Origin of the sequence: Scandinavium tedordense (assembly GCF_024764965.1) — a bacterium.
Taxonomy (GTDB): Bacteria; Pseudomonadota; Gammaproteobacteria; order Enterobacterales; family Enterobacteriaceae; genus Scandinavium; species Scandinavium tedordense.
On record NZ_JALIGG010000053.1, the window covers coordinates 208,004 to 223,379 of the forward strand.

The 15,376-nt window shown below is 53.6% G+C and carries 15 protein-coding genes and 1 other annotated feature; of the genes, 5 read left to right on the plus strand and 10 right to left on the minus strand.

Annotation, left to right across the window (positions count from 1 at the left end; translation table 11 throughout):
* Nucleotides 1–172: 172 nt before the first annotated feature.
* Nucleotides 173–1,603 carry an alanine/glycine:cation symporter family protein gene (locus MUU46_RS08635; RefSeq protein WP_159760898.1) on the plus strand — a complete coding sequence of 477 codons (1,431 nt, stop codon included), beginning with the start codon at nt 173–175 and terminating at the stop codon, nt 1,601–1,603.
* Nucleotides 1,604–1,669: 66 nt separating this feature from the next.
* Entirely contained in the window at nt 1,670–2,446 is a 777-nt protein-coding gene (gene yaaA / locus MUU46_RS08640; protein ID WP_258965312.1) for a peroxide stress protein YaaA, read from the plus strand.
* Nucleotides 2,447–2,485: 39 nt separating this feature from the next.
* Here yaaA and MUU46_RS08645 read toward each other — a convergent pair whose 3' ends face one another.
* From MUU46_RS08645 to yjjY, 6 genes are all read right to left on the minus strand, one after another.
* Nucleotides 2,486–2,791, minus strand: coding sequence for a DUF2502 domain-containing protein (locus tag MUU46_RS08645; protein WP_159760894.1), 306 nt, complete (start codon nt 2,789–2,791; stop codon nt 2,486–2,488).
* Between the two features lie 223 nt (nt 2,792–3,014).
* Entirely contained in the window at nt 3,015–4,301 is a 1,287-nt protein-coding gene (gene thrC, locus MUU46_RS08650) for a threonine synthase (protein ID WP_258965313.1), read from the minus strand.
* A gap of 3 nt (nt 4,302–4,304) precedes the next feature.
* Complete coding sequence (gene thrB / locus MUU46_RS08655; RefSeq protein ID WP_159760890.1) at nt 4,305–5,234, minus strand: homoserine kinase; 930 nt, start codon at nt 5,232–5,234, stop codon at nt 4,305–4,307.
* 1 nt (nt 5,235) lies between these two features.
* On the minus strand, nt 5,236–7,698 hold the full coding sequence (gene thrA, locus MUU46_RS08660) for a bifunctional aspartate kinase/homoserine dehydrogenase I (protein WP_159760888.1): 2,463 nt from the start codon (nt 7,696–7,698) through the stop codon (nt 5,236–5,238).
* Between the two features lie 25 nt (nt 7,699–7,723).
* Nucleotides 7,724–7,841, minus strand: a sequence feature (Thr leader region).
* A gap of 216 nt (nt 7,842–8,057) precedes the next feature.
* Nucleotides 8,058–8,744, minus strand: coding sequence for a tRNA/rRNA methyltransferase (locus tag MUU46_RS08665; RefSeq protein ID WP_159760886.1), 687 nt, complete (start codon nt 8,742–8,744; stop codon nt 8,058–8,060).
* A gap of 399 nt (nt 8,745–9,143) precedes the next feature.
* On the minus strand, nt 9,144–9,284 hold the full coding sequence (gene yjjY / locus MUU46_RS08670; RefSeq protein ID WP_159760884.1) for a YjjY family protein: 141 nt from the start codon (nt 9,282–9,284) through the stop codon (nt 9,144–9,146).
* A 96-nt stretch (nt 9,285–9,380) separates the two neighbouring features.
* Between yjjY and arcA the strand changes: the two genes are divergently transcribed.
* The gene (gene arcA, locus MUU46_RS08675) at nt 9,381–10,097 is read left to right on the plus strand and encodes a two-component system response regulator ArcA (protein WP_015966004.1); all 717 of its coding nucleotides are present in this window, start codon (nt 9,381–9,383) and stop codon (nt 10,095–10,097) included.
* A gap of 52 nt (nt 10,098–10,149) precedes the next feature.
* Here arcA and creA read toward each other — a convergent pair whose 3' ends face one another.
* The gene (creA, locus tag MUU46_RS08680) at nt 10,150–10,623 is read right to left on the minus strand and encodes a protein CreA (protein WP_258965314.1); all 474 of its coding nucleotides are present in this window, start codon (nt 10,621–10,623) and stop codon (nt 10,150–10,152) included.
* Nucleotides 10,624–10,829: 206 nt separating this feature from the next.
* Here creA and robA point away from each other — a divergent pair, with 206 nt between their 5' ends.
* On the plus strand, nt 10,830–11,699 hold the full coding sequence (robA, locus tag MUU46_RS08685) for an MDR efflux pump AcrAB transcriptional activator RobA (RefSeq protein ID WP_159760880.1): 870 nt from the start codon (nt 10,830–10,832) through the stop codon (nt 11,697–11,699).
* Here robA and gpmB read toward each other — a convergent pair.
* Nucleotides 11,696–12,343: a 2,3-diphosphoglycerate-dependent phosphoglycerate mutase GpmB gene (gene gpmB / locus MUU46_RS08690; RefSeq protein ID WP_159760878.1), complete on the minus strand. Its 648-nt coding sequence runs from the start codon at nt 12,341–12,343 to the stop codon at nt 11,696–11,698. The two genes, robA and gpmB, sit on opposite strands and share 4 nt — an antisense overlap.
* Nucleotides 12,344–12,394: 51 nt before the next feature.
* On the opposite strand from gpmB, the gene yjjX reads away from it, so the two are divergent.
* Nucleotides 12,395–12,910: an inosine/xanthosine triphosphatase gene (yjjX, locus tag MUU46_RS08695; RefSeq protein ID WP_258965315.1), complete on the plus strand. Its 516-nt coding sequence runs from the start codon at nt 12,395–12,397 to the stop codon at nt 12,908–12,910.
* On the opposite strand, the gene trpR is transcribed toward yjjX, so the two are convergent.
* Both trpR and sltY read right to left on the minus strand, forming a co-directional pair.
* A complete protein-coding gene (gene trpR / locus MUU46_RS08700; protein WP_125354026.1) occupies nt 12,901–13,230 on the minus strand; it encodes a trp operon repressor in 330 nt (109 codons plus the stop codon). The two genes, yjjX and trpR, sit on opposite strands and share 10 nt — an antisense overlap.
* Before the next feature lie 88 nt (nt 13,231–13,318).
* Nucleotides 13,319–15,256 (minus strand): murein transglycosylase, encoded by a 1,938-nt coding sequence (gene sltY, locus MUU46_RS08705; RefSeq protein WP_258965316.1) that lies wholly within the window; start codon nt 15,254–15,256, stop codon nt 13,319–13,321.
* Between the last annotated feature and the right edge of the window lie 120 nt (nt 15,257–15,376).

The following is a 15,376-nucleotide window of genomic DNA, read 5'->3' on the forward strand; positions in this document are numbered from 1 at the left end:
GGGATGTAACCGTTCTGACTCGATAATATCACGCCCCATTTTCAGCGCAACCGCAGACGGTCCATGAGCGCAGAGTATGATAAACTCACTATATTCATGGCCTATCCGATAATGGATTATCTGAAAATGGTAGCGCTTACAGTTGTCTTCGGCATCGACCAAGGGATGTTAAATGCCTGAATTCCTTTCATTTATCAACGAAATACTCTGGGGCTCGGTAATGATTTACCTGCTGCTCGGCGCCGGAGTGTGGTTCACATGGCGGACGGGTTATATCCAGTTTCGCTATCTTCGCCAGTTTGGCAAAAGTCTTAAAAGCAGCATCACCCCTCAGTCGGGTGGCCTGACGCCATTCCAGGCACTGTGCACCAGCCTTGCGGCTCGCGTCGGCAGCGGCAACCTCGCTGGGGTCGCCATTGCGCTGACCGCAGGCGGCCCCGGTGCAGTGTTCTGGATGTGGGTTTCGGCCATCATCGGCATGGCGAGCAGCTTCGCTGAATGTTCTCTTGCGCAGCTTTACAAAGAGCGTGATGCCGAAGGACAATTTCGCGGCGGCCCGGCATGGTATATGTCTCGCGGGCTTGGTATGCGCTGGATGGGCGTCATGTTCTCGGTGTTTCTGCTGCTGGCATATGGCCTGATTTTCAATACCGTCCAGGCGAACTCCGTCGCTAATGCCATGCATTATGCGTTTCATTTGCCGGAATTTATGACCGGTCTGATACTGATGGTTTGCACCCTGGTGACGGTGATGCGCGGCCTGCGCGGCGTAGCGAAATTGATGCAGTGGCTGGTGCCGGTGATGGCGTTGATATGGGTCGCTACCAGCATACTCATCAGCCTCTGGCACTTCACTGAAATTCCAAAAGTCTTTGAAACCATCATCCGCAGCGCATTCGGCTGGCAGGAAGCTGCCGCCGGTGCGGTGGGTTATACCATCAGCCAGGCAATAACCAGCGGCTTCCAGCGCGGGATGTTCTCTAACGAAGCCGGAATGGGCTCCACGCCCAATGCCGCTGCGGCAGCCGCTTCATGGCCTCCGCACCCTGCGGCGCAAGGCATCGTTCAAATGATTGGCGTACTGGTTGATACGCTGGTGATTTGTACCGCCACGGCAATGATTGTGCTACTTGCCGGGAATACCACCCACCAAAACTCACTCGATGGTATCCAGCTGGTGCAAAACGCGGTGGCCTCTTTCGCCGGTAGCTGGGGCACTGGGTTTGTGGCGGGGATCGTGCTGCTGTTCTCCTTCAGCTCGATTGTGGCCAACTATATCTACGCTGAAAATAATCTGATTTACCTGAAGATGAACAGTCCGCTGAACGTCTGGCTGCTACGCGGAATCACCCTAATAATGGTAATGCTGGGTACGATACTGAGCCTGCCCGTTGTCTGGCAGCTCGCCGATATCATCATGGCATTGATGGCTATCACCAACCTGACCGCTATTATGCTGCTCTCCCCGGTAGTGAAGATTATCGCCAGCGATTATCTGCGCCAGCGTAAAATGGGTGTGAAACCGGTGTTCGACCCGGCGCGTTATCCGGATATTGAACAACAGCTTTCGCCCGGAAGCTGGGATGATGTGCCTCGCCAATAGCAGCTATCGATCCTTTCCCGGGCGTTTTTTGCTAAAGTCACGGAAAAATGCCCGCAAGGACTTATTATGCTGATTCTGATTTCACCTGCTAAAACGCTCGATTACCAGAGCGACCTGCCAACAGCGCGCTACACCCATCCGGAACTGCTGGACTATTCCCAGCAGCTGATTAGCGTGGCACGCAAGCTGTCTGCACCGCAGATTGGAAAACTGATGAGCATCAGCGACAAGCTCGCCGATCTCAACGCCACACGTTTTCACGACTGGCACCCGGATTTCACCCCGCAAAATGCGCGCCCGGCTATCCTCGCGTTTAAAGGCGACGTATACACCGGCCTGCAGGCGGAAGAGTTCAGCGAAGCCGATTTTGATTTCGCCCAGCAGCATCTGCGGATGCTTTCCGGTCTGTACGGCGTGCTGCGTCCACTGGATTTGATGCAGCCATATCGTCTGGAAATGGGCATTCGCCTCGAAAACGCCAAAGGCAAAGACCTGTACCATTTCTGGGGTGAGATAATCACCCACAAACTCAATGAAGCGCTGAAGGCTCAGGGTGACGACACCGTTATCAATCTGGCCTCAGACGAATACTTCAGAGCGGTGAAGCCGAAGGTGTTGCAGGGCAAGATTATCAAGCCGGTGTTCCTTGATGAGAAAAACGGCAAATTTAAAGTCATCAGCTTCTACGCCAAAAAAGCGCGCGGATTGATGAGCCGTTACATCATTGAAAACCGCCTGACGAAGCCAGCACAGCTTAAAGAATTTGATAGCGAAGGGTATTTCTTTGACGAAGCCGCGTCGGGTGACGGCGAACTGGTGTTTAAACGGCACGAACAGAAGTAAGGCTCTCCCCTCACCCCTTTTGGGGCGAGGGAAATCACATCAATGGTGATGACCATGGTTATCATGATTGTCATGGTGATTGTCATGGTGGTCGTGATGATCGTCGCGGTGATCATCATGATGCGGCTCATAACGTGCGCGCCAGTGATTGTCGTGACGCTCGTAATGATGGTTCCACCAGTCATGGTCGCGCCAGCCGCCGCCATCCCAGTAGTTACCATGATTATCCTGATCGCCAATCTGCAGTTTCACCGCAGGAACCAGCGTGATTTCAGAAGCATGTACTACCGCCGGAGCCACCAGCATCATAGAAAGTGCCAGGATTATAGGTTTTATCTTAGACATAGGTTACTCCATTCATATCATTGCCCGTTTCGGGTCGATGGAATGAGATTACCTCTCCAGAAGCGGACTTGTTATTCTCCGCAATCCTAATCTCTAAGTACCCGCATTTATTGGGAATTCATCCTTAATCCCTACTTATTGTCTCCCTATTTTCTCCACATTTGCCCATAAAAAAACCGGGTCTCGAAACGCCGACCCGGCTGTATGTAAGTTCAGACTGAAGTTATGCCTTTGCCATCATCAACTTACGTAATTCTGCGAAGTCAGCAGGCAGATGATGCGACAGCAGAGGCAGGTCAGCGCGATCCGCCAACTCTTTGGGCAACGGCAGCTCAGTTTCAAGGATCGCTTCTACGCTTTCCTTGAATTTCGCCGGATGTGCGGTGCCAAGGAACAGGCCATACTCACCTGGATTGAGACGATCGCGCAGCGCACGGTAGGCCACCGCCGCGTGCGGCTCAGAGGTGTAACCCAAAGTCTGCAGCTCACGCATGGTCCCTTTGGTGGTCTCATCGTCGATAGCCGCATAACCCAGCTCGTTCAGACGCCACTCTTTGCGACGGAACAGCTCTTCCACGCGCGGCCAGTTATTCGGCTGGCTGACATCCATCGCGTTAGACAGCGTCGCCTGTGTTGGCTTAGGTGCCCAGCTGCCATCCTGCAGGAAGCGCGGCACGGTGTCGTTAGCGTTGGTCGCGGCGATAAAGCGTTTCACCGGCAGGCCCAGCGATCTCGCCAGCAGACCCGCAGTCAAATCGCCAAAGTTACCGCTTGGAACGGAAATCACCAGCTGATTGCGGGCTTCCTGCGGCAGCTGCGCTACCGCTTCGAAGTAGTAGCAAATCTGCGCCAACAGGCGGCTGATGTTAATCGAGTTCGCCGAGTTCAGACCGATCGCCACCTTCAGTTCTTCGTCATCGAAGGCCTGTTTCACCAGCGCCTGGCAGGCGTCGAAGTCACCGTCGATAGCCACAGTTTCAATGTTACCGCCGAGCGTACAGAACAGTTTTTCCTGCAGCGGACTGATTTTTCCATTCGGATAGAGGATGACCACGCGCACATTTTTCAGACCGTAAAACGCATGCGCAACCGCCGCGCCGGTATCACCGGAAGTCGCGGTCAGAATGGTGACGGGCTTATCGCCGCTGATGTGCGTCAGCATTTGCGCCATAAAGCGGCCGCCAAAATCTTTAAACGCCAGGGTCGGTCCGTGGAACAACTCCAGACAGCCAACATCTTCCTGCACCTGTTTCACCGGTGCCGGGAAGGCAAACGCCGCGCGAATGCGAGATTCCAGCTCCTGAGGCGCAATTTCATCGCCGATAAACGCCGACAGAATTTTGGCGCTACGGGTAACGAAATCCATCGTCAGCATTTCGTCAATTTCGGTCAGACTGAATTCCGGCAGGTCGTGCGGAAAAAACAGCCCCTGATTTTTGCCCAACCCTTGCGTCACGGCCTGCGCGAAGCTGACCTGCTCATTATGATCTTTTAAGTTATACAGTTTCATCGGTTATCCCACTACGCGAGCGCCCGCCGTGTCCAGCCGGCAAATATGAACGAAGCCTTCCTGATTTTGCAGATAGTGTTTACTGAGCCAGTCTGCGACTCGTTGTGCGGTTTCCGGGTTATCGCACAGGGCGAACATCGTCGGTCCGGAACCTGAAATTCCGCTGGCCAGGGCGCCAATCTCCGCCACCGCCTGACGCGCTTCGCCAAAGCCTGGCAGCAGCCTGGTGCGATACGGTTCCGCAATGACGTCTTTCATCAGTTTCGCCGCAAGCTCGGGCTGACGACTGTAACAGGCGTGAATAAAGCCCGCCAAATGGCGGCCGTGCGCGATACAATCCTGACGGCGATACTGCGCCGGTAAAATCGCTCGCGCTTCGGCGGTTGACACCTTAATGCCCGGATACGCCAGCACCCACAGCCATTCGTCGAAGGCCGGGATTTGCTGGCTGATGATGCCGTTTTCTTCGAGCATCAGCTGGATGCCGCCAAGAAAACACGGTGCGACGTTATCGTAATGCACGCTGCCGGAGATGCGTCCTTCCAGCTCGCCCATCAACGCCAGCATTTTGCCGTCGTTGAGTGGCTTGCCGCAGAATTCATTCATCGCCACCAGGGCGGCAACCACAGAGCAGGCACTGGAGCCAAGGCCAGAACCAATCGGCATATTCTTTTCAAGGGTCATCGCGACGGGAACGGTTTTGCCAATTTCCTGGCAGAAGCGCTCCCAGCACTGATAAACGATATTTTCCCGCGGTTCCGGCGGCAGCTTGCTGGCGAAGTGGCCGACATTTTTCAGGCTGAAAGTCTCAGCCGCGACGACTTCCACGTTATCGCCCAACAGCGTGCCATCAACCGGCGCGACCGCCGCGCCAAGCACATCAAATCCGACGCTCATATTGGCGCTGGACGCCGGGGCATAGACCTTAACCATCTTAAACTCCTAACTTCCAGGACAAGGTGCGCAGTAAGTCAGCAAACACCCCGGCCGCAGTAACGTCGTTGCCCGCGCCATAACCACGCAGGACCAGCGGCAGCGGCTGATAATAGTGGCTGTAGAAAGCCAGCGCATTCTCGCCGTTTTTCACTTTATACAACGGATCGTTTCCGTCCACTTCAGCAATTTTCACGCGACACACACCGTCGTCTTCAATGTTACCGACGTAGCGCAGCACTTTGCCTTCATCCCGGGCTTGTGCGATACGCGCCGCGAACTCGTCATCGAGCTGCGGCAGTCGCGCCATAAAGCTCTCGGTGTCGCCACTGTCATCGAAGTGATCCGGCAATACGGATTCAACCACAATATCACTCAGTTCCAGATGGCGTCCGGTTTCACGAGCGAGGATCAGCAGCTTACGCGCCACGTCCATTCCGGAGAGGTCGTCACGCGGATCAGGTTCGGTGTAGCCCATTTCGCGGGCGATGGTGGTCGCCTGTGACAGGCTCATACCTTCGTCAAGCTTCCCGAAAATGAACGACAGTGAACCCGACAGAATACCCGAGAATTTTTGCAGCTCATCGCCAGCATTCAACAGATTTTGCAGGTTCTCGATGACCGGTAAACCCGCGCCAACGTTGGTGTCGTAAAGGAATTTTCGACGAGAACCCGCGGCCGCCTGACGCAGCTCGTGATAGTAGTTCATCGACGAGGTGTTCGCCTTCTTATTCGGCGTTACGACGTGGAAGCCTTCGCGCAGGAAGTCGGCGTACTGATCTGCAACCGCCTGGTTGGAAGTACAGTCCACAATCACCGGGTTCAATAGGTGATACTCTTTCGCCAGACGGATCAAGCGAGCAAGATTGAAGGGTTCTTTAGCCTCAGCCAGTTCACCTTTCCAGTCTTCCAGACTCAGGCCATGCACGTTGGTCAACAGTGCGCGGGAGTTCGCCACGCCGCACACGCGCAGGTCAATGTGCTTGTTCTTGAGCCAGGTCTGCTGACGTTTGAGCTGCTCCAGCAAGGCACCGCCCACGCCGCCCACGCCAATCACAAACACTTCAATGACCTGATCGGTATTGAACAGCATCTGATGCGTGACGCGCACACCTGTGGTGGCATCGTCGTTATTCACCACGACGGAAATTGAACGTTCGGACGAGCCCTGGGCAATCGCCACGATGTTGATATTGGCGCGGGCCAGAGCCGCAAAGAATTTGGCCGAGATACCGCGCAGAGTACGCATCCCGTCGCCGACGACGGAGATGATCGCCAAACGCTCCATGATCGACAGCGGCTCCAGTAAGCCCTCTTTCAGCTCCAGATAGAACTCATCTTCCATCGCCCGCTTCGCGCGGCCGCAGTCAATTTGTGGTACGCAGAAGCTGATGCTGTATTCAGAAGACGACTGGGTTATCAGTACGACGGAAATACCGGCGCGGGACATGGTGGCGAACACGCGCGCCGCCATGCCGACCATGCCTTTCATGCCGGGGCCGGAGACGTTAAACATCGCCATGTTGTTGAGGTTGGAAATCCCCTTCACTGCCATGCCATCTTCGTTATGACAGGCACCGATTAACGTACCCGGCGCCTGTGGGTTACCGGTATTTTTAATCAGGCAAGGGATTTGAAACTGTGCGATCGGCGCTATGGTACGCGGGTGCAGCACTTTGGCACCGAAATAGGAAAGCTCCATCGCTTCCTGATACGACATCGATTTCAGCAGACGAGCGTCCGGTACCTGACGCGGATCGCAGGTGTAAACCCCGTCGACGTCGGTCCAGATTTCACAGCAGTCGGCGCGCAGGCATGCGGCCAGTACTGCGGCGGAGTAATCGGAGCCGTTACGGCCCAGCACCACCAATTCGCCTTTGTCATTGCCCGCGGTAAAGCCCGCCATCAGCACCATATGATCTGCCGGAATTTGACTTGCGGCAATGCGGCGGGTGGATTCGGCGATATCGACGGTGGACTCAAGATAGTGACCAACGGCCAGTAATTTTTCGACCGGATCGATGACGCTGACCTTGTGACCTCGCGCTTCGAGCAGGCCCGCCATGATCGCAATCGACAGTTTTTCGCCACGGCAAATCAGGGACGCGTTGACGCCGTCCGGGCATTGACCAAGCAGGCTGACGCCATGCAGGACATGCTTAATATTGGCGAATTCTTGTTCAATAAACGCGTTAAGCTGAGAGAAGGGAAAACCAGGCTGGATATCGGCAAGGCCCTGAAGCAGTTCGCCAAAAATACGTTCGGCATCGGCAATATTTGGAAGTGCATCCTGACCGCCGATGGTTTTCTCAATCATCGCAACCAGATGGTTAGTGATTTTGGCCGGGGCAGAGAGCACGGTTGCTACCTGCCCCTGCCTGGCATTGCTTTCCAGAATATCGGCAACACGCAGAAAACGTTCTGCATTTGCCACTGATGTACCGCCGAACTTCAAGACTCGCATGGTTTTTACCTCTTGATCTTTGGTCGAAAAAAAAGCCCGCACTGTTCAGGTGCGGGCTTTTTTCTGTTTTTCCTGTACGCGTCAGCCCGCACCGATACCTGTGGTAATGGTGGTGGTAATAATTGTTGTCATGCGGCTGATGCGAATCATGGATGTTGTGTGCTCTGTCATATTAATTGTCTGTCGTCTGCCTCTATTGGTTAAAGGATTGGCCCTGTTATGTCAACAAATTTTCACATTTGCCTCTATTTGTCATACCAATAGCCTGCGCCAGAAAAATATTGATCTTCGTCACGCATCCCCTGGTAAAAAAGCCTATGACAGAGCATTAACCCATAACAAAAACTTACAGCAGCAGTTTAATCGGCAATATTTTTTTCGATATCATGCAGTAATCGATGCAACATTGCGGTGTCTCGCTGCCCAAGAAGGCCAATTCGCTGCTGAAGCCAGTCGGCCAGTTTGACGTCATCCGCGACCTGTAATTTAGTCAATAATGACATTGCACGTGCGCGTAATGCCTGAAGTTGGTTTTCGTTATCTTCAGCAACAGGAGGTGTCGGCATTTGTGTTAACGCTGAAAGCTGATAGCAGAACACCATAACCGCCTGGCCGAGATTCAACGACGGATAATCTGCAACCATCGGCACGCCAGTGAGGATATCAGCCAGCGCCAGTTCATCGTTGGTCAGCCCGGAATCTTCGCGACCAAACACCAGCGCCGCATGGCCCATCCACTGTGATTTTTCCTGGAGGATAGGCACCAGTTCTTGAGGCGTGGCGTAATAGTGGAAGCGAGCGCGACTGCGGGCGGTGGTCGCAATGGTAAAATCAACATCGTGGAGTGCGTCAGCAAGTGTCGGAAAGGTTTGAATATTTTCAAGTATTTCACCTGACCCGTGTGCGACCCACTTTGCCGCAGGCTCCAGGTGCGCCTGACTGTCGACAATTCGCATTCCTGTGAATCCCATGGTCTTCATCGCCCGGGCCGCAGCGCCGATATTTTCGGCTCTTGCTGGTGCAACCAGCACTATTGATAAGCGCATGTCATCTTCTCTTTTTTGCTTTTTCACAACCACAATGTGATGCGCATCATCATATTGCGCGTCGCGAATTTACTTAATTGCAACAAAAAACGCTGAAAGGGTGTTTCTTAACACATCAATAAGGCTAAACTATTACCCAAGAATCACCGCATAATATATGTTAACAGAACCGCTATATCCTTATGTTATACTAAGGTATTCCAAACAGGATTAAGGCTCATCTTTTGGATTCATTTTGCTAATCAGTTCATTCTTGCAATTACATTAATTGTTGATAAATTGTGACAAAAGCTAGCATTTAGATGCAAGGATTTCACAAGACTGTTAACGTGCTACAATTGAACTTGATATATGTCAACGAAGCGTAGTTTTATTGGGTGTCAGCCATCTCTGAGCCTGTTATGTTGCTGTTAAAATGGTTAGGATGACAGCCGTTTTTGACACTGTCGGGTCCAGAGGGAAAGTACCCACGACCAAGCTAATGATGTTGTTGACGTTGATGGAAAGTGCATCAAGAACGCAATTACGTACTTGAGTCATGTTATGCCGGTCATGTTAATTTTCGACATGCATCAGGCGGGCCAGGGACTTTTGTACTTCCTGTTTCGATTTTAGTTGGCAATTTAGGTAGCAAACATGCAGACCCCGCACATTCTTATCGTTGAAGACGAGTTGGTAACACGCAACACGTTAAAAAGTATTTTCGAAGCAGAAGGTTACGATGTGTTCGAAGCCACCGATGGCGCGGAAATGCATCAGATCCTATCTGAAAATGATATCAACCTTGTCATCATGGATATCAACCTGCCAGGCAAAAATGGCCTGCTGTTGGCACGTGAGCTGCGCGAGCAAGCTAACGTCGCTCTGATGTTCCTGACCGGACGTGACAACGAAGTGGATAAAATCCTCGGCCTGGAAATCGGCGCTGATGATTACATCACTAAACCGTTCAACCCTCGTGAACTGACTATCCGTGCGCGCAACCTGCTCTCCCGTACCATGAATCTGGGTACCGTGAGCGAAGAACGCCGCAGCGTGGAAAGCTACAAGTTCAACGGATGGGAACTGGACATCAACAGCCGCTCACTGGTCAGCCCGAACGGTGAACAGTATAAGCTGCCGCGCAGTGAATTCCGCGCGATGCTGCACTTCTGCGAAAACCCGGGCAAGATCCAATCCCGTGCAGAACTGCTGAAAAAGATGACCGGCCGTGAGCTGAAGCCACACGACCGTACGGTTGACGTGACAATCCGTCGCATCCGTAAACACTTTGAATCTACGCCTGATACCCCGGAAATCATCGCAACTATCCACGGCGAAGGTTACCGTTTCTGCGGCGAACTGCAGGAATAATCGGTTTTTCAGTGCATAAAAACGGCGCCTTAGCGCCGTTTTTTTTCGCCAGTTATTCCTTCCAGGGCATGATCGGCACCGCGCTTATCGCGTTTTTCGGTGAGCCATCGACCACTTTGTCGGAATAGGTCAGATACACCAGCGTATTACGTTTAGCATCGTAGAAACGCACGACCTGTAGTTTCTTGAAGACCAGAGAAGTCCGCTTCTGGAACACGACCTCTCCTTCCGTTTTGCCCTTTTTAATCTTGTCGCTGACTTCAATTGGCCCAACCTGCTGGCAGGAGATCGCCGCGTCGGAGGTATCTTCCGCAAGCCCCAGCCCGCCTTTGATACCACCGGTTTTGGCGCGGCTGATATAGCAGGTCACGTTCTTCACATCTGGGTCATCAAAGGCCTCAACGACAATCTTATGGTCCGGGCCAAACATCTTGAAGACGGTATCAACGGAGCCCACTTGTTCCGCGTGCACTGTGCTGCAGGTCAACGCCAGCAGACAGCCTGTAATTAACTGCTTGTATTTCATATTGTTACCATTTCTGAAAAAGTCATTCGTTTTTATGCCATTGTGCAGAAGAAAATATTTATAGATCACAGCCTTACAAAAATCATGCCTATTTAGTACCTTTTATCGCACTTTAGAGCAAAAAAAACACTGAATGCTAAAACATCAAAAAATGCTATTATCCGCTACCCTAGTTACAGGCACCTGCGAAAGGATGAGGACATTATATGGATCAAGCTGGGATAATACGCGATCTTCTTAGCTGGCTTGAAGGGCATCTCGACCAACCTTTGTCGCTGGATAACGTTGCAGCCAAAGCGGGCTACTCCAAATGGCATCTACAAAGGATGTTCAAGGATGTCACCGGCCATGCTATCGGCGCCTATATACGTGCTCGTCGCCTGTCAAAATCTGCTGTGGCTTTGCGCCTGACCGCGCGCCCGATTCTGGATATTGCCCTGCAGTACCGTTTCGATTCTCAGCAGACCTTTACCCGCGCATTCAAGAAACAGTTTAGCCTGACGCCAGCGCTTTATCGCCGCTCGCCGGACTGGAATTCGTTCGGTATGCGTCCGCCGCTGCGCCTGGGTGAATTCACGATGCCGAAGTATGAATTCATCACTATGCCGGACACGCAACTGGTCGGTATCACCCAGAGCTATACCTGTAAGCTGGAAGAGATTTCTGAATTCCGCCAGCAGATGCGTGGCCAGTTCTGGCGCGATTTCCTCGGCAATTCGCCGTCGATCCCGCCGATGCTTTACGGTCTGCATGAACCGCGTCCGAGCCTTGAACGAGACGATGAGCAGGAAGTGCTATACACCACGGCACTGACGCCTGAAATGGCCAACGGCCATCTGCAGGATGCGCACCCGGTGAAACTGGAAAGAGGTGAATACGTGATGTTCACCTACGAAGGGCTGGGAACCGGATTGCAGGAATTTGTGCTGACCGTTTATGGCACCTGCATGCCGATGCTCGGCCTGACCCGTCGTAAGGGCCAGGACATCGAACGATTCTTCCCGCAGAAAGATGCGAGGAATCAGGAACCGCCTATTCAGCTACGCTGCGAGTACCTGATTCCGATCCGCCGCTAGCGCTGCAGTTCATCCAACGCAGGGGCGTCCAGATGTGTGACGTCGCCTGCTGTTTCAACAATCCAGCCAGGTGCCAGCCAAGGGCTTTGCTGGTAATCCACACGTGAGATTGAGCAGTTCCGCAAACGCAGACGGCGTTCGGCGTAGGCCGGCAATCCGAGAATCGTACTCACCAGACACCCAAGCGCCATGCCATGACTCACCAATAGCGGGCGACTGCCATTGGGTAGTTCAAGGCAATCCTGCAGCGCCGCATTCATACGATCGCCCAGCTCCTGCATTGACTCCCCTTCCGGGATACGTCCGTTGGCAGTGCCATTAACCAGCGTCCGACGCCAGCCTTCTTCATCCTCAGTCAGCGAGTCGATCAGACGGCGTTCGAGCACGCCCATATCGAGTTCACGTAACCGTGGATCGTAGGTGACGCTGCAACCGCAGGCTTCCGCGATTAACTCAGCGGTACGGCGCGTGCGGCCCAAATCGCTGGAGATGATATGCGTGATGCCGAGCATTTTGACGCGCTCACCTACCTGTCGGGCCTGCTGTTCACCTTTTTCGGTGAGCGGGCTGTCGGACTGACCCTGAATACGTCGCTCGGCGTTCCACTGCGTTTCACCGTGGCGAACAAGGTATACCTGTAACATGCTAATTTTCCGTTATACTGCGATGATGTTTTTTTCGTAAGTGTACTGATTATGCACAAGGTTGTCTCTGCTACCACCAATCCCGCCAAAATTAAGGCTATTCTGCAGGCTTTTAACGAGATCTTCGGCGAAGGATCCTGCCATATTGACGCCGTTTCCGTCGAGAGCGGCGTGCCAGAACAACCCCTCGGAAATGAGGAAACGCGTGCTGGCGCACGAAATCGCGTGGAAAATGCCCGACTTGTCCGACCAGATGCTGACTTTTGGGTGGCGATTGAAGCGGGCATCGACGAAGATAGCACCTTCAGTTGGGTCGTAATTGAAACGCGTGAGCAGCACGGTGAAGCACGTTCGGCCACACTGCCACTGCCAGCAGTTATCCTCGAACGCATTCGTGCAGGCGATGCCCTCGGACCGGTGATGTCACACTATACCGGTATCGATGAGATTGGCCGTAAAGAAGGGGCGATTGGCGTGTTCACTGCGGGCAAACTGACCCGCAGCTGTGTCTATCATCAGGCAGTGATCCTGGCACTCAGTCCTTTTCACAACGCCGTTTATCGGTGAGTTTCCGGCAGCGTCTGTTCCAGCCACTGGCGCAGTTCAGCAGGCGCTGATTTCAGGCTGTTTGAGCCACGGGTAATGGTTGCGATGCCCGCACCCAGCTCGCTTTTCAGCTCACGTTGACTCATCTCACCGCGCAGTAATTCTTCGATAATTCGCACCCGCGTACCCAGCGCTTCGCGCTCGTCCGGCGTCATCATCAAATTCAAAAGCGGCAGATCCAGGTCAGCGGCAAAAGCCTGACGCATCAGTTCCACAAAGCGCAGCCACTCCTGGTGGCGCTGTTCCGCGTTTGCGGCTGAGTAAGGGGATTGTTGGGTCATGTTACGCCACCATGTTGGGGCGGATGGCATAAGGCCACCCGCCGAATGTACTCTTTAGCGAGTACAAGCATAACATACTCTCAGCGAATCAGTAGCGCTGCTTCCATTCGTCATCGGTGAGGATCTGTGGTTTATCGCCCATGAAATAGCGGTAGTAGGCATCATACGCCAGCACGTTCTTCACATAGCCGCGCGTTTCAGAGAACGGAATGCTCTCGACAAACGCCGCCGCGTTGATGCGCCCTGCGCTGTTGCCCTGCCAGGTTCTGACCCGGCCAGGGCCCGCATTATACGCCGCCGACGCATAGATCCGGTTGTTGCCAAACTGCTGATAAACGTATTGCAGATAGTGAGTACCGATGTTGATGTTAGTCTCCGGGTCTAACAGCTGACTGGCGCTGTTGTAGCCCGGAATCGAGAACATCTTCACCGTATGCGTTGCGGTACCCGGCATGATTTGCATCAGCCCAGTAGCGCCAACCGGTGAACGGACTTTCGGGTTCCAGGCACTTTCCTGACGAGCAATCGCCATCGCATAACTTTGGGAGATGCCTTTATCGCCGGTATAGCGCACGAACAAATCTTTGTACGCCAGCGGGAAACGTTCTTCGAGGTTATCCCACAGCTTCCCGGCAATCGTCGCCTGCACGCTGAGATCCCACCAGTCCTGGTCGAAGGCGTATTTCGCCAATTGTCCCTGTTCGTTGCGTGTGCGACTGCTCACCAGATTCGCCCACTCGCTGCGCGCGGTATTATCCAGATTCCAGTACATCAACTCCCGTACGCGGGCCATTTCAGGGCCATTGACCAATACTGGAGCCACCGTGCCTTCTGGTTTTTCGACGCGAATCGAATAGTCCTCACCCAAACGCTGCGCGGCCACCATCGGATAGAAGCCGCGCTGTTGCATCAGGGAATGCAGAATATCTTTCGCTTCCTGATCACGACCGCGATCCATCAGCAGATCGGCCTGCCAGTAGCGCCATTCGTCTTTATCTTTGGCTTCCATTGGCAAACGCGCCAGCCAGGTGTTCAACCTAGAGCGATCGCCGTTGCCGATGGCCATCCGCACGCGACGTTCCACCAGCGACGTCGACTGCGAACGCATGATTGCATCATCGCGCCAGCGCGCCTGCTCATCGGTCACATCAGTACCCATCAAACGCCAGGCGACGGTATCGCGCAGATCCTGTGTTTGATCTTCATTCAGCTGCTGCGCCTGCACCAGGGATGGGATCAACAGGCGCGCATTTTCCACGTCCTGACGCGCGACACTGGTGAACGCTACCGCCGCCATCTTACGGGTGAAATCAGTCGCACCGGTGCTTTGCGCGAAGCTCAGCACGCTGTTTGGGTCGTTCGCCAGGCTTATCACCGCGGCAGAAATAGTCTGGTAATCTGTCGGCATTTGATTGGCAAGCGAGATAACCAGACGGGTATTCCCGGCCTGCATCGCCAGACGAATACGTTCCAGATACGCCAGCGGATCTTGAGTCCCGGACGCACGCCAGGCGCTGAATAAAGGATCGCAGGCGTTAGGTTGGCTCTTACCCGTCAGCCACAGTGTTTTTGCACCGTCCCAGGCATCCTGAGTCTGGCCCACGTTATATTTTGCATAGTAGTAGTTACATTGCGCTTCGGTGGTACTGGGTTTATCAGGGCTGAACGCCAGCAAGCCACGCCAGTCTTCACGGCGCGCCAGTTCATTCACAAAGCGGTTTTTCAGGGTCCGCGCGGACGGCAGCGTCGGATTGGCCTGCACGAACTGGGTCACACTGAGCGCCGGTTCATTCATTAGATCGTCAGTCAGCTGACGATATTCGAGATAGGGATAGAGTGGATAGTCTTTCAGGGTCGGCATCAGTTGATCAACAACATCCATCTGACGGTTATCCCACGCCTGCCTAATCTGGGAATAGCGACTGCGTTGTTCATCCAGTGAATCAGCGTGAACCGCATTGCTGACCGTAAGCAGACAGACGCCAGCAGCCAGAAGACGCCACGTCATGGGTGTAGCTTTTTCCACATGCGCTCCTTAAAAATTGTGTCAATGCAGCATCATGCCGCGTAAAAAAGCCGTGTCCGGTCATTATCCTTGTGTTTCGGATCCTCTCTTTATGCTAACCAGACAACGGGGATTGCGCCA

Bases quoted from the DNA above. Each gene is read 5' to 3' on its own strand.
- gpmB (WP_159760878.1), bottom strand. From the start codon at position 12,343: ATGTTACAGGTATACCTTGTTCGCCACGGTGAAACGCAGTGGAACGCC.
- thrB (WP_159760890.1), bottom strand. From the start codon at position 5,234: ATGGTTAAGGTCTATGCCCCGGCGTCCAGCGCCAATATGAGCGTCGGA.
- MUU46_RS08635 (WP_159760898.1), top strand. From the start codon at position 173: ATGCCTGAATTCCTTTCATTTATCAACGAAATACTCTGGGGCTCGGTA.
- creA (WP_258965314.1), bottom strand. From the start codon at position 10,623: ATGAAATACAAGCAGTTAATTACAGGCTGTCTGCTGGCGTTGACCTGC.
- MUU46_RS08665 (WP_159760886.1), bottom strand. From the start codon at position 8,744: ATGCGCTTATCAATAGTGCTGGTTGCACCAGCAAGAGCCGAAAATATC.
- yjjX (WP_258965315.1), top strand. From the start codon at position 12,395: ATGCACAAGGTTGTCTCTGCTACCACCAATCCCGCCAAAATTAAGGCT.
- thrC (WP_258965313.1), bottom strand. From the start codon at position 4,301: ATGAAACTGTATAACTTAAAAGATCATAATGAGCAGGTCAGCTTCGCG.
- thrA (WP_159760888.1), bottom strand. From the start codon at position 7,698: ATGCGAGTCTTGAAGTTCGGCGGTACATCAGTGGCAAATGCAGAACGT.
- MUU46_RS08645 (WP_159760894.1), bottom strand. From the start codon at position 2,791: ATGTCTAAGATAAAACCTATAATCCTGGCACTTTCTATGATGCTGGTG.
- arcA (WP_015966004.1), top strand. From the start codon at position 9,381: ATGCAGACCCCGCACATTCTTATCGTTGAAGACGAGTTGGTAACACGC.
- trpR (WP_125354026.1), bottom strand. From the start codon at position 13,230: ATGACCCAACAATCCCCTTACTCAGCCGCAAACGCGGAACAGCGCCAC.
- robA (WP_159760880.1), top strand. From the start codon at position 10,830: ATGGATCAAGCTGGGATAATACGCGATCTTCTTAGCTGGCTTGAAGGG.
- yaaA (WP_258965312.1), top strand. From the start codon at position 1,670: ATGCTGATTCTGATTTCACCTGCTAAAACGCTCGATTACCAGAGCGAC.
- yjjY (WP_159760884.1), bottom strand. From the start codon at position 9,284: ATGACTCAAGTACGTAATTGCGTTCTTGATGCACTTTCCATCAACGTC.